13 protein-coding genes are annotated in these 13,504 nt (G+C 69.3%); 5 read left to right on the top strand and 8 right to left on the bottom strand.

Going from position 1 to position 13,504, the window contains the following annotated elements:
* Nucleotides 1–52 precede the first annotated feature (52 nt).
* A complete protein-coding gene (locus tag QJS31_RS33630) occupies nt 53–1,141 on the top strand; it encodes an epoxide hydrolase family protein (RefSeq protein ID WP_306358626.1) in 1,089 nt (362 codons plus the stop codon).
* A 91-nt stretch (nt 1,142–1,232) separates the two neighbouring features.
* On the opposite strand, the gene QJS31_RS33625 is transcribed toward QJS31_RS33630, so the two are convergent.
* The 3 genes from QJS31_RS33625 to QJS31_RS33615 are packed head-to-tail and all read right to left on the bottom strand — an operon-like array spanning nt 1,233 to nt 3,121.
* Nucleotides 1,233–1,667, bottom strand: coding sequence for a PIN domain-containing protein (locus QJS31_RS33625; protein ID WP_306358625.1), 435 nt, complete (start codon nt 1,665–1,667; stop codon nt 1,233–1,235).
* Complete coding sequence (locus QJS31_RS33620) at nt 1,664–1,915, bottom strand: ribbon-helix-helix protein, CopG family (protein ID WP_039817850.1); 252 nt, start codon at nt 1,913–1,915, stop codon at nt 1,664–1,666. The genes QJS31_RS33625 and QJS31_RS33620 overlap by 4 nt, the downstream gene beginning before the upstream one ends.
* Nucleotides 1,916–1,975: 60 nt before the next feature.
* Nucleotides 1,976–3,121, bottom strand: a complete 1,146-nt coding sequence (locus QJS31_RS33615) for a GTP-binding protein (protein ID WP_282779302.1) — start codon at nt 3,119–3,121, stop codon at nt 1,976–1,978.
* 173 nt (nt 3,122–3,294) lie between these two features.
* Between QJS31_RS33615 and thiD the strand changes: the two genes are divergently transcribed.
* The 4 genes from thiD (at nt 3,295) to QJS31_RS33595 (ending at nt 7,929) form a co-directional block, all read left to right on the top strand.
* Nucleotides 3,295–4,140 carry a bifunctional hydroxymethylpyrimidine kinase/phosphomethylpyrimidine kinase gene (gene thiD / locus QJS31_RS33610; RefSeq protein WP_282779304.1) on the top strand — a complete coding sequence of 282 codons (846 nt, stop codon included), beginning with the start codon at nt 3,295–3,297 and terminating at the stop codon, nt 4,138–4,140.
* Nucleotides 4,141–4,260: 120 nt separating this feature from the next.
* Entirely contained in the window at nt 4,261–5,496 is a 1,236-nt protein-coding gene (locus QJS31_RS33605; protein ID WP_282779318.1) for a bifunctional glycosyltransferase family 2/GtrA family protein, read from the top strand.
* A complete protein-coding gene (locus QJS31_RS33600; RefSeq protein WP_306358624.1) occupies nt 5,493–7,625 on the top strand; it encodes a glycosyltransferase family 39 protein in 2,133 nt (710 codons plus the stop codon). The genes QJS31_RS33605 and QJS31_RS33600 overlap by 4 nt, the downstream gene beginning before the upstream one ends.
* A gap of 136 nt (nt 7,626–7,761) precedes the next feature.
* The gene (locus QJS31_RS33595) at nt 7,762–7,929 is read left to right on the top strand and encodes a hypothetical protein (protein WP_282779306.1); all 168 of its coding nucleotides are present in this window, start codon (nt 7,762–7,764) and stop codon (nt 7,927–7,929) included.
* On the opposite strand, the gene QJS31_RS33590 is transcribed toward QJS31_RS33595, so the two are convergent.
* From QJS31_RS33590 to QJS31_RS33570, 5 genes are all read right to left on the bottom strand, one after another.
* Nucleotides 7,930–8,700 carry an SDR family oxidoreductase gene (locus QJS31_RS33590; protein ID WP_282779307.1) on the bottom strand — a complete coding sequence of 257 codons (771 nt, stop codon included), beginning with the start codon at nt 8,698–8,700 and terminating at the stop codon, nt 7,930–7,932.
* A 104-nt stretch (nt 8,701–8,804) separates the two neighbouring features.
* Nucleotides 8,805–9,419 carry a TetR/AcrR family transcriptional regulator gene (locus QJS31_RS33585; protein ID WP_282779308.1) on the bottom strand — a complete coding sequence of 205 codons (615 nt, stop codon included), beginning with the start codon at nt 9,417–9,419 and terminating at the stop codon, nt 8,805–8,807.
* A gap of 5 nt (nt 9,420–9,424) precedes the next feature.
* On the bottom strand, nt 9,425–10,219 hold the full coding sequence (locus QJS31_RS33580; RefSeq protein ID WP_282779310.1) for an enoyl-CoA hydratase family protein: 795 nt from the start codon (nt 10,217–10,219) through the stop codon (nt 9,425–9,427).
* 1 nt (nt 10,220) lies between these two features.
* On the bottom strand, nt 10,221–11,381 hold the full coding sequence (locus QJS31_RS33575; protein ID WP_282779312.1) for an acyl-CoA dehydrogenase family protein: 1,161 nt from the start codon (nt 11,379–11,381) through the stop codon (nt 10,221–10,223).
* A 3-nt stretch (nt 11,382–11,384) separates the two neighbouring features.
* Complete coding sequence (locus tag QJS31_RS33570) at nt 11,385–13,502, bottom strand: biotin carboxylase N-terminal domain-containing protein (protein ID WP_282779314.1); 2,118 nt, start codon at nt 13,500–13,502, stop codon at nt 11,385–11,387.
* Between the last annotated feature and the right edge of the window lie 2 nt (nt 13,503–13,504).

The following is a 13,504-nucleotide window of genomic DNA, read 5'->3' as shown; positions in this document are numbered from 1 at the left end:
CCGCTATAGTTTGAACAGAACGAAGCATTCCGTTCCAAACCGGGAGAGAATCATGAACGCCACCGCCATCCGCACCTTCCGCATCGAGGTTCCGCAGGCCGACCTCGACGATCTGCGCGACCGCCTGGCCCGCACCCGCTGGGCCGACCAGATCCCGGGCTCCGGTGACACCTACGGCGTGAGCGTCGATCGGGTGCGGCACCTGGTCGAGCACTGGCAGGGCGGATTCGACTGGCGCGAGGTCGAGGCGAAGCTCAACGAGTACCCGCAGTTCATCACCGAGATCGACGGTCAGGACATCCATTTCCTGCATGTGCGCTCCGAGCGAGAGCAGGCCTTCCCGCTCATCCTCACCCACGGCTGGCCGGGCACCTTCGTGGAGTTCCTCGGCGTGATCGAACCGCTCACCGCGGCGGGCTTCGATCTGGTCATCCCGTCCATCCCGGGGTTCGGCTTCTCCGGTCCGACCACCGAATCGGGCTGGGACAACACCCGTATCGCCACCGCCTGGGCGGAGCTCATGCGGCGACTCGGATACCAGCGCTACGGTGCGGTCGGCAATGACGCCGGATCCGCGATCTCCGCCGAACTGGGCCGGATCGATGCCGAGCACATGGTGGGATCACATGTGGCGCAGGTGTATTCATTCCCGTCCGGCGATCCGGCGGAGATGGCCGATCTCACCGACAGCGAGGCGCAGGCGCTGGAGACGCTGGACTGGTTCGCCAAGAACAAGATGAGCTTCAATATCCTGCACTCCCAGCAGCCGCAGACCCTGGCGCACGCCATCATGGACTCGCCTGCCGGGCTGGTGGGCTGGCTCGGCCAGCTGCTCGGCCCGGATCTGGACGACGACTTCGTGCTCACCCATATCGCCATCCACTGGTTGACCGGCACCGCCGGTTCGTCCACCCGCATCTACTTCGAGAACGCGCGGGCCGAGCAGCCGACCGAGCCGACCACCGTGCCCATGGCCCTGAGCGGGTCGAACGGCGACTTCCACGGCATCCGCCGGTTCGCCGACCGCGACCACAACATCGTGTCCTGGAAGACCCACGACGTATTCAGCCACTACCTGCACCACGCCGCCCCGAAGCTGATGGCGGGCGAGATCACGGAGTTCTACGCGCAGTTCCGCTGAGCGGAGATATTCACGGCCCGCACCCTCCGGGGTGCGGGCCGAATCCGTTACAGCGCAGCGCGCAGCGGGGGCGTCGTGGGGCACGGCACGCTCAGAGATCGTCGGGCAGCAGACGAAAGGCGCTATGACCGGTGAGGGGCGTGATCGCACGGAAGTCGCGACGGTCGAGCGTCAACACCTCCACCGTTTCGTACCGTTCGGCAAGCGAGACATTGGTGGCGTCGGTGAGATCCAAGCGCAGGGTCAAGTACCTGTCCTGCACCTTGCGCGCGACCCGCAGCAGATCTGCGGACACCGCGGGCACTTCGATGCGCCCGATGCGCTCTTGCGCCAGCAACCAGTCATTGACCGCGTACGCGGCGCGGCGGTTGAGATTGCGAGTGGTGACGTGTTCGACTTCGAGCAAGACGAGAGGCGAGACGACGGTCAGTGCCGCCTGCTGCAGCGCGGCGCGCGCGTCGGAGTGCTCAGGATCCGCCGAGTTGAATGCGGCGATCAGACCGGAGGTATCGCCGATCAGTATCATCCAGCGTCGGCTTCGGTATCGGTGATCGCTTCTCGCACAACGCTGTCGATCTCATCCGCCGTCACGGCATGCCCGTAGTCGAGAACCGGGATATCCCACACCTCGTCCCATCGCCGAGTACGTATCGCGGCCAGGTGAAAGGCCTCACGAAAGTACTCGGATTCCGGCCGCCCTTCGCGCGCTGCGGCCTTCTTCACCAACTCGAGATCGGCCTCATCGACCATGACCGTCGTCTTCTTCAAGCCCATATGGTTATGGTACCCGCACCATAACTTGGGGCGAGCTCTCGCCGCTCGCCCCGCCGGCGCTCAGGCGTGCGAGTGGAGTTCGCCCCAGGCCGGGAACGGATCGGCGTAGTTCACCCACGCTCGCTGTCCCGCGGCGAGTTCCGCATCGGTGAGCAGGGCCTCGTCCAGCAGGGTGCGCACCCGCTCGCGGTCCAGTTTCACGCCGATGAAGACGATCTCCGAGCCCGGCTGCTCCTCGAGCGAGGACCAGAAGGCGGCCGGTTCGAAGGTGAGGTTCGGGCCGGCCTGCGACCAGATGGCGACCAGCTCGGGGCGGCTGGCGATCCAGCAGAATCCCTTGCTGCGCAACAGTCCGCGCAGCTGGGTCAGCGCCGCGTCCAGGCGTTCGGGGTGGAAGGGGCGGTCGGCGGTGTAGGTGAGACTGCGGATGCCGTACTCCTCGGTCTCGGGGGTGTGCCCGCCCGCCAATTCCTCCTCCCAGCCCGCGGTTTCGGCGGCCAGGTCGGGGTTGTACAGGCCGGTGTCGAGCACCTCGGAGAGATCGACGGAACCCTTGACCGCGCGCAGGATCTTGGCCTTGGGGTTGAGGCGGCGGATGGTGGCCTCCACGCTGCCGACGGCATTGGCGCTCACCAGATCGGTTTTGGAGATGATCAGCACGTCGGCGAACTCCACCTGATCCACCAGCAGATCGGAGATGGTGCGGGCGTCACCCTCCCCCGCCTGCATCTCCCGCTGCTCGAGGGATTCACCGCGCACCACCTCGGACAGGAAGGTGGAGGCGTCGACGACGGTCACCATGGTGTCCAAGCGCGCGATGTCGCCGAGTGTGAAACCGTCCTCGAATTCCCATTCGAAGGTGGCGGCCACCGGCATGGGTTCGGAGATGCCGGTGGATTCGATGACCAACTGGTCGAAGCGGCCCTCGCGGGCGAGCTTGCCGACCGATTCGATGAGGTCTTCGCGCAGCGTGCAGCAGATGCAGCCGTTGGTGAGTTCGACCAGCTTCTCCTGGGTCCGGTCCAGGTGGCCCTGGCCCGCCACCAGGGCGGCGTCGATATTCACCTCGCTCATGTCGTTGACGATGACGGCCACGCGGCGGCCCTCGCGGTTGGCGAGGATGTGGTTGAGCAGGGTGGTCTTCCCGGCTCCGAGGAAGCCGGAGAGCACGGTCACGGGCAGGGGGCGGGTCTGGGCTGAGGTCACCTGTTAATGATAACCGTTTTCATTTACGGTGAGCGGGTCGCCCCACCGAACCCCGCCCGCGTCCCACGCGCTCCGACGCCGTCCGCCCGGCGCATCGTCGGCCCACGGGGGACGAGGCACGGTGGCCGGATGACCCACGCCTCCACGCGGCGGCTCCGCGTAGGGTCAGCGGCGTGGAACTGCTACCGCTCACGCCCAATGGCAAGACTCCGGTTCGTGTGCTGACCATTGCCGGAACCGACTCCGGCGGTGGGGCCGGAATTCAGGCCGACAGCCGCACCATGGCCCTGTGCGGAGTGCACGCCTGCGTGGCGGTGGCCGCCGTAACCGTGCAGAACACCGTGGGCGTCAGCGGTTTTCACGAGATTCCGCCGCAGATCGTGGCCGATCAGGTGCGCACCGTGGTGACCGATATCGGTATCGGCGCGGCCAAGACCGGCATGCTCGCCTCCACGGCCATCATCGAGGCGGTGGCCGGGGTGTGCCGCGAGGTCGGCATCGGCGGCGGCGGGGACATCCCCTTGGTCGTGGACCCGGTGGCGGCCTCCATGCACGGTGATCCGCTGCTGCACGCCGAGGCCCTCGACGCGGTGCGCTACACCCTGTTCCCGCTGGCCACCGTGGTCACCCCCAATCTCGACGAGGTGCGGCTCCTCACCGGCGTGGAGGTCGTCGACGACCGCAGCGCGCGCCGCGCCGCCGAGGCGCTGCACGCCCTCGGCCCCCGCTGGGCCATCGTCAAGGGCGGCCATCTGCGCAGCTCCGCCTATAGCACCGACCTGCTGTTCGACGGCGAGAAATTCCACGAGCTGACCGCCGAGCGCATCGCCACCGGCAACGACCACGGCGGCGGCGACACCCTGGCGGCCGCGCTGGCCTGCGCCCTCGCCCACGGCTACCCGGTGCCGGACGCCTTCGCCTTCGCCAAGGAATGGACGCGGCGGTGCCTGGAGGCGGCCTACGACCTCGGAGCGGGGCACGGGCCGGTGTCCCCGCTGTGGCGGCTGCACGAGCTCTGACACCGGCGTTCGGCGAGGAGTTCCGAGCAGGGCCGGGTAGTCCGGCTCCCAGCAACCTCCCAGGCCGGGCGCAGGGACGGCCCAGTGTCGGGCGCGAGCGTGGTCGGCATGACCGACACCATGACCGCCGTTCGGGCGGCGGAATCAGCCGGGGCTGTGACCACGCCCGTTGTCGACGTGGTCGTGCCCGTGTACAACGAGGAGCGTGATCTCGGGCCGTGCGTGGCGCGGCTGCACGCCTTCCTGCGGGAGAGTTTTCCGTTCACGACGCGAATCACCATCGCGGACAACGCCTCCACCGACGGCACACTGCTCGTCGCACGGCAGCTGGCCGCGAGCCTGGCCGGGGTTCGGGTGGTGCATCTGGACCGCAAGGGGCGCGGGCGGGCACTGCGCACCGTGTGGCAGGAGTCGGACGCGCGGGTGGTCGCCTATATGGACGTGGACCTGTCCACGGATCTGAACGCGCTGCTGCCGCTGGTCGCGCCGCTGGTGTCCGGGCACTCGGACGTCGCGATCGGCACCCGGCTGGCGGCCTCGTCGCGGGTGGTGCGCGGACCCAAACGGGAGTTCATCTCGCGCTGCTACAACCTGATCCTGCGCACCTCGCTGCACGCCCGATTCTCCGACGCGCAATGCGGATTCAAGGCCATGCGCACCGAGGTGGCGCGGGCGGTGCTGCCGCTGGTGCAGGACGGTGAATGGTTCTTCGACACCGAACTGCTGGTCATCGCCGAACGGGCCGGTCTGCGCATCCACGAGGTGCCGGTGGACTGGATCGACGATCCCGACAGCCGGGTGGACATCGTGGACACCGCGCGCAAGGACCTGCTGGGGATCTGGCGGGTCGGTCGCGCGCTCACCACCGGACGGCTGCCGATCAACGAACTGCGGGCCGCCGTGGGACGCGAACCGCTGGTGGAGGGGGTACCGCTGGGCATGGTCGGACAGCTGGTGCGGTTCGGCATCGTCGGCGTGGTCTCCACCCTGGCCTATCTGCTGCTGTATGTGGCGCTGCAACCGATCACCGGACCGCAGCCCGCCAATTTCCTGGCGCTGCTCGTCACCGCCGTCGGCAATACCGCCGCCAACCGCGCCTTCACCTTCGGGGTGCGCGGCGCGACCCGGGCCGTCTCCCATCACGTCCAGGGCTTGGCCATCTTCGGGTTCGGGCTGCTGGTGACCTCGGGATCGCTTTTCGCCCTGCACCATTGGGCCCCGGGCACATCGGTGCACGTGGAACTGCTGGTATTGGTGGCCGCCAATCTCATTGCCACCCTTGCTCGTTTCGTGGGACTGCGCTGGGTGTTCCGGAATACGCCCGAGCACACGCGGCCGGAAGGAGCGCGCGCATGACCGCGACACTCGCCCGGCCCCGACACCCGGCGCAAGCCCCCGAACCGCGCACACCCCGCGTCCCGCGCTGGGACTATCCGGCGCTGGCGGTGCTGCTGGTCGGCACCGCGCTCGCCTACCTCTGGAATCTCACCGCCAACGGCTGGGCCAACAGTTTCTACGCGGCCGCGGTGCAGGCGGGTTCGCGGTCGTGGAAGGCGTTCTTCTTCGGCTCCTCCGACGCCGCGAACTCCATCACCGTGGACAAGACGCCACTGTCGCTGTGGCCCATGGAGATCTCGGTGCGGATATTCGGGCTGCACAGCTGGAGCATGCTGCTGCCGCAGCTGTTGTTGGGCGTGGGTTCGGTAGCGCTGCTGTGGGCGGCGGTGCGGCGGTACTTCGGTCCGGGCGCGGGGCTGCTGGCCGGGATCGCGCTGGCCGTGACGCCGGTCGCGGCCCTGATGTTCCGGTTCAACAACCCGGACGCCATGCTGGTGTTCCTCATGATCGCGGCGGCCTGGGCCATGTTGCGAGCGGTGGAGTCCGGCCGCTGGCGATGGCTGCTGTTGTGCGGGCTGTTCATCGGATTGGGCTTCCTGGCAAAGCAATTGCAGGTGCTGCTGGTGGTGCCCGCATTGGCGCTGACCTACCTGATCGCGGGTCCGCCGCGGCTCGGGAAACGCATCGCGCAACTGTTCGCGGCCGGATTCGCCATGGTCGCCGGTGCGGGCTGGTGGGTGCTCATCGCCCAGCTGTGGCCCGCCGACGACCGGCCGTATTTCGGTGGCTCGCAGCACAATTCGATCATCGAACTGACACTGGGCTACAACGGTCTGGGCCGTTTGAACGGCGACGAGACCGGCAGCATCGGACCCGGCGGTGAACTACCGGCGGGCGGCAACGGCATGTGGGGCAGCACCGGCATCACCCGGCTGTTCGACCCGGCGCAGGGCGGCCAGATCGCCTGGTTCATCCCGGCGGCACTCGTGCTGTTGCTCGCCGGAATCGCGCTGCGCGGCAAGGTCTCCCGGACCGACCCACAGCGGGCCGCACTGCTGCTCTGGGGCAGCTGGCTGCTGGTGACCGGGCTGGTGTTCAGCTACATGCAGGGGATCTTCCATCAGTATTACACGGTGGCGCTGGCACCGGCCGTGGCGGCACTGGTGGGTGCGGGCGCGGTGCAGCTCTGGCGCAGGCGCGAAGTCGCCTGGGTGCGGGTGGCGCTGGCGCTGGCCGTCGGCCTCAGCACCGCCACCGCCTGGATGCTGTTGTCCCGCAGCGCCGATTTCGTGCCGTGGCTGCGCTGGACGATCCTGATCGGCGGCATCGCGGCCACCGTGCTGATGCTGGTTCCCGCCCGCCGGCTGTCCCTGGCCGCGGCGTCACTCGCCCTGACGGTCGGGCTCGCGGGCCCGGTCGCCTACACGGTGGACACCCTGGCCAGCGCGCATCAGGGTGCGATCCCGACCGCCGGTCCGGACGTCGGCGGCGGCTTCGGCCCGGGGCACGGCGGGCCGGGCGGTCGCCAGGCCATGGACGATGGCCGCACTGATGGTGCGGCCGGTGGCGGCACACCCGCAGCGCCGAACGGCAAGCAACTCCCGCCGCCGGGTGGCGGAGCTGCACCTCCCGGTCCGGACGGCACACTGTCCAGCGGCGCGACCGACGGTGCTGGCGCGCAGGGGAATCCGAGCGCTACCGGCGGGGGCCTGGCCGATGGTGCGCCGGGCGCCGGTCCGGCAGGCGGCGCGATGGGTGGCGGTCCGGCGGGTGGGGTCATGGGGGCGAGCGAGCCGAGCGAGCGGCTCACCGCTCTGCTGCTGGCCGACGGCGACGCCTACACCTGGGTCGCCGCGACCGTGAGCTCCAACAGTGCGGCGGGATACCAGTTGGCCACGGAGCTTCCCGTCATGCCCATCGGCGGCTTCAATGGCAGCGACCCGTCACCCACGCTGGAGCAGTTCCAGCGGTATGTGGCGCAGGGCCGCATCCACTACTTCCTCACCGGCAGCGGAAACGGCGGCGGCCCAGGCCGTTCCGCGGATTCGGAGAGCTCGAAGGTCACCGCCTGGATCGCGGCGAACTTCACCGCGGAGGAGGTCGACGGGGTGACGGTCTACGACCTGACCCAGCCGACATCGGCGTAATCGGCAACACACGACGCCCCCGTCCATCCGGGCGGGGGTGTCGTCGTGTCCACCGGGATTGATTTCGCCATATCCAACGCGCATCACCCCCTACGCTGAATTGAAGACCGCACCAGCGATTTCCGGAAATGTCACCATGACCTGTCCCCTACCCCAGCGTCCGCTCCCGCTCAGCGACGAACACCGCGAATCATTCTGGCGTCGATCGGGCTGGAGCCCCGCCCTCCCGGAGCGGGAGCGGGAAGCCATCGAACACCGCTGGGATGACGAATCCATCCAGATCGCCGAGGTTTTCGGCTGGTGATCAGGCTGTCCGGGCCGCAAGCCATTCCGCGAACGAGGGCCCGGCCAGGTAGGCGTGCGCGGAGGGCAGCAGGGTGCCGTCTTCGAACTGCTCACGATCCGGATTCTCCGGGTCGCTGACCTCCACGATCCGAACACCGCTGCCGCGCTTGGCCATGAGCGCGGCCGCCGCACCCGCCATGGTCTCCGCCCGCGGACCAGCGACCTCGAGGAAGGGGCCGGTGGCGACCGGCGCGGGTTTGATCGCCAGGTCGACCAGCGCCTCCGCGACCGTGCGCGCGGCGACCAGCTGGGTGCGCATCTTCGGCAAGTGCGCGACCTCGCCCCGAGTGCCCCACTGCACCATGACCTCGACCAGTTCGTGGAACTGCGCGGCGCGCAGGATCTGCACCGGCAGCGGGCCTTCGAGCAGCGCCCGCTCATGGGCGAGCTTGGCGGCGTTGTAACCGGCCCGCGAGTTGTCGATGCCGATGATCGACACCACGACCAGCTTCTCGACGCCTGCCTTGCGGCCCGCGGCGTGGAGATTGCGCGCGGCGGCGGTGAAGAACTCGGTGGCGATGTGCTGGTCGTCGGACGGCGTGCTGGAGGCGTCGATGACCACTCGCACGCCCGCGAGCGCCTCCTCCAGGCCCGCTCCGGTCTCGACATCCACGCCGTTGGCGCGGGAGAATGCCACCACCTCGTGGCCCTGTTCCTTCAGCACATCCACCACATGGCGGCCCAGTCGCCCGGTCGCACCGGCCACCGCGATCCGCATGGTCTCGTTCATTGCTGTGCTCCTTCGTCCGTCGGGTTCACCGAGTTGACGACGGGGCGTGCGCGAGTGTGACACGGCGGCATGCGAACTCCGAGGGCCGACCGCCGCGCGCTGGGTCAGGACGGCGGGTGCAGTGCGTTGTGCAGCGTACTGGCCCACTGCTGCACGATCTCCTTGCGGCGCAGCGAGTCGTCGGTGAGCACGTCGGCTAGGCCGAGGCCGCGGGCCAGGTCCAGGGTGGCCTGGACCAGGTGGTGGGTGACCGGGTCGGAGTCGTCGACGCCGAGCGCCTCCACGGCCATCCGGTGCGAGATGCGGCCGAAGCGGGCCTCCATGGGGACGATGCGCTCCCGCAGGGCCGGATCGGCGGCGGCGTGCGTCCACACCTGGAGGGCCGCCTTGAACAGCGGGCTGGTGTAGGACTCCACCAGGGAGACGACCACGGCGTGGGTGCGGCCCGCACCCTCGGCGACCTCGCCGAGGGCGAGGGCCTCGCTCTTCGACTGCGTCATCCGCGACTCGAACATGTACTCCAGGGCCGCGGTGATCAGATCCTCACGGGTGGGGAAATGATGCTGGGCCGCCCCGCGCGACACCCCGGCGCGTTCGGCCACCACGGCCACGGTGGCGGCCGCCCAGCCCAGCTCGGCCAGGCAGTCGATGGTCGCCTCCAGCAGCCGCTGCCGGGTGGCCCGGCTGCGGTCCTGCTTGGGTTCGTGAGGTGTCGCCATGGCCGCTATTCTGCCCAGCGCGGTGGCCGCCGCTGAAAGAAGGCCGTCATGCCCTCGATCACGTCGGGGGTTCCGAAGCAGCTGCCCGAGCGCTTGGCCAGGTCGTCGGCGCTGCGATCGAATTCGGCCAGGATGTGGGCGGTGGTGAGCCGCTTGCTCTCGGCCAGCCCCTGCGGGGACCCCTTGCGCAGCTCACCACACAGCCGCGCCACCTCCGCCGCCGCGTCGTCGGCGGCGATGGTGATCAGGCCGATGCGCTCGGCGGTGTCGGCGTCGAAGGTCTCACCGGTCTGGAAGTACCGCGCCGCCGCCCGCGATGTCATGCGCGGCAGCAGGGTGAGCGAGATGATGAACGGGGCCAGGCCCAGCCGCGCCTCGGTGAGGGCGAAGCTGCTGCCGCGACCGGCGACGACGATATCGCAGGCCGCGACGATGCCCATCCCGCCCGCGCGCACGTTGCCGTCGATCCGCGCCACCACGGGCTTGGGCAGTTCCAGGATGCGCCGCAACACCTGGACCGCCCAGCGGGTGCGGATGTCGGCGGCCGCCGCGGGATCGGCGTCGAGGGCCTCCTTCAGGTCCGCACCGGCGCAGAAGGTGGTGCCGGTGTGGGTCAGGACGACACCGCGCACGGCCTCGTCCGCACCCGCCCGCTCCAGCCCGTCCAGCAGTTCGGCCACCAGCCGCGAGGACAGGGCATTGCGGTTGTGCGGGGAATCCAGGGTGAGCACCGCGAAGCCGTCGCGCACCTCGTAGCGGACGACCGGCGTGGTTTCCGGGGTGGGTTCGGTATCGGTCATGTCAGTACGACCTCGGCAGGCCCAGCGAGTGCTGGGCGACGAAATTCAGGATCATCTCCCGGCTGACCGGGGCGACGCGGCCGATGCGCGCGGCGGCGAGCATGCCCGCCAGACCGACATCGGAGGTGAGGCCGGAACCGCCGTGGGTCTGGATGGCCTGATCGAGCGCCTTGATGCTGGCTTCGGCGGCAGCGTATTTCGCCATATTGGCGGCCTCGGCGGCCCCGAAGTCGTCGCCCGAGTCGTAGAGCACGGCGGCCTTCTGCATCATGACCTTGGCCAGCTCCAGTTCGATCTTCACCTGTGCCAGCGGATGCGAAATGCCCTGGTGCGCACCGATCGGCGTCTTCCACACCTGGCGCTCCTTGGCGTACTCCACCGCCCGGTCGATGGCGTAGCGGCCCATGCCGACCGCCATGGCCGCGCCCATGATGCGCTCCGGGTTCAGGCCCGCGAACAGCTGCGCGATGGCCGCGTCCTCCTGGCCGACCAGGGCGTCGGCGGGCAGTCGCACGTCGTCGAGGAACAGCGTGTACTGGCTGTCCGGCTCGATGATGTCCATCTCCTGCCGGTTCTTCACGAAGCCGGGGGTGTCGACGGGCACGATGAACAGCGCGGGCTTGAGGTTGCCGGTCTTGGCGTCCTCGGTGCGCGCCACGATGAGCACGGCCTCGGCCTGGTTCACACCGGAGATGAAGATCTTGCGGCCGTTGAGGATCCAGTCGCCGCCGTCGCGCCGGGCGGTGGTGGTGATCTTGTGCGAGTTGGAGCCCGCGTCCGGCTCGGTGATGCCGAAGACCATCTTGGCGGTGCCGTCGGCCAAGCGCGGCAACCAGCTCAGCTTCTGCTCCTCGGTGCCGTACTTGGTGATGATGGTGCCGCAGATGGCGGGCGAGACCACCATCAGCAGCAGGCCCGCACCCGCCGCGGACAGCTCCTCCTGCACCAGCGCGAGTTCGTAGATGCCCGCGCCGCCACCGCCGTACTCCTCCGGCAGGTTCACGCCGAGGAAGCCGAGTTCGCCTGCCTCGTCCCAGAGTTCGGTGAGCGGCTCGTTCCGCAACGCCTTGGCGCGTACGTAGTCGCGGTAGTTGTATTTGGCGGCCAGTTGGGCCACCGCCGCGCGCAGCGCCTTCTGTTCGTCGGTTTCGATGAAGCTCATTGCCTACTCCTGGTTTTCGTTGTGCACAACGGCGAGCACAGCGCCGACGTCGACCTGCTGACCGACCGCGACGTTCAGTTCGGTGAGGGTACCGGCGGTGGGGGCGGCGATGGCGTGTTCCATCTTCATGGCCTCCAGCCACAGGATGGGCTGGCCCTTCTCCACCCGTGCGCCGAGCTCCGCGCCGAGGCGGATGACCGCGCCCGGCATGGGTGCCAGCAGCGAGCCCTCCGCCACCTGGTCGGCCGGATCCTCGAAACGCGGCAGCCGCCGCACGGTCACCGGGCCGAGCGGGGAGTCGACGGCGACCAGATCGCCGTAGCGGGCCACCTCGAAGCGGCGCAGCACCGCGCCGCGCTCGCCGGGGATGCGCAACGCCACGGTGTTCGGGGTGAGGTCCACCAGTTCCAGGCCCGGCAGCCCGTCCACCTCGAGACCCGCGCGGGTCAGGCGGTAGCGCACCTCGTGCTTGCCGGTCACCCGGCTCTCGTAGGACTTGGACTGCGGCTGCGACGGCAGGTTCCGCCAGCCGCTGGGCAGCCCGCCGCCCACCCGCGCGGCGGCGCGATTGGCGGCGGCGTCGGCCAGGGCAGCCGCCGTGATCGACAGTGTCTCAGCGCTTTCCGAGGCCAGCGGGGCGGCGAGCGCGTCCAGGCCGTGGGTGGCGAAGAAGGCGGTATCGGTGTCCCCGGCCAGGAAGGCCGGATGCCGCAGCACCCGCACCAGCAGATCGCGGTTGGTCACCAGGCCGTGGATCTTGGCCCGCTGCAGGGCCGAGGCCAGCAGATGCGCCGCCTCGTCCCGGGTTTCGGCGTAGGAGATGACCTTGGCGAGCATGGGGTCGTAGTGCACGCCCACCACCGAACCGTCCACCACACCGCTGTCCAGGCGCACGCCCGGCTCGGTGAGCACGGTGAATTCGCCTGCGGTGCCGGGGATGTCGAGCGCATGGACGGTACCGCTCTGCGGCTGCCAGTCCTGCGCGGGATCCTCGGCGTAGAGGCGCACCTCGATGGAGTGGCCGCGCAGGGCGGGCGGCGTCGCGGGCAGCGGGCGTCCGGCCGCCACCTGCAACTGCAGGCGCACCAGATCCAGGCCGGTGGTCTGCTCGGTGACCGGATGTTCCACCTGGAGGCGGGTGTTCATCTCCAAGAAGAAGAACTCCCCCTTCTCGTCGGCCAGGAACTCGACGGTGCCCGCACCCTCGTAGCCGATGGCCTCGGATGCCAGCCGCGCCGCCTCGAACAGCCGCGCCCGCATGCCGTGCCCATCTCGCCCGCTCGCGGACCCTCCGTGGGCCCGCCCGTCTCCCACCGCCGCCCTCAACTGGCAGCCATCCGGCTGGCTCTCGCTCGATTCCGCTACCGCCTCCGGGTCTGACGCGAGCAGGCGGTCGATCTTCTCCACCAGCGGGGAGGGGGCCTCCTCCACCACCTTCTGATGCCGCCGCTGAATCGAGCACTCGCGCTCGCCCACCGCCCACACGGTGCCGTGGGTGTCGGCCATGACCTGCACCTCGATATGGCGGCCGGTCTCCAGGTAGCGCTCGCAGAACACGGTCGGATCGCCGAAGGCCGACGCGGCCTCGCGCTGGGCCGCCTCGATCTGATCGTTCAGGTCGGCGAGGTCGCGCACCACGCGCATACCGCGCCCGCCGCCACCGGCCGACGCCTTGATCAGCACCGGCAGCATGTCGGCGGTGACCTCGGCCGGGTCCAGCTGCTTCAGCACCGGCACCCCGGCGGCGTCCATCATCTTCTTGGACTCGACCTTGGAGCCCATCTGCTCGATGGCGGTGACCGGCGGGCCGATCCACACCAGCCCAGCCGCCTGCACCGCCTTGGCGAATTCGGCGTTCTCGGAGAGGAATCCGTAGCCGGGGTGGATGGCGTCGGCACCGGCCGAGAGCGCGGCCTCGATGATCAGCTCACCGCGCAGATAGGTCTCGCCGGGAGTATTGCCCGGAAGACGCACGGCGGCATCGGCTTCGGCCACATGCGGGGAGGCGGCGTCGGCGTCGGAGTACACGGCCGTGGTGGCGATACCCATGCGACGGCAGGTGGCGAATACCCGGCGCGCGATCTCACCGCGGTTGGCAACCAGAACATTCGAGATTTCCATGC

Source organism: Nocardia sp. CC213A, from assembly GCF_030766805.1.
In the GTDB taxonomy this organism is placed as follows: Bacteria; Actinomycetota; Actinomycetes; order Mycobacteriales; family Mycobacteriaceae; genus Nocardia; species Nocardia otitidiscaviarum.
The sequence above is the reverse complement of the archived record's forward strand: the minus strand, read 5'-3'. Positions and strand labels throughout refer to the sequence as shown.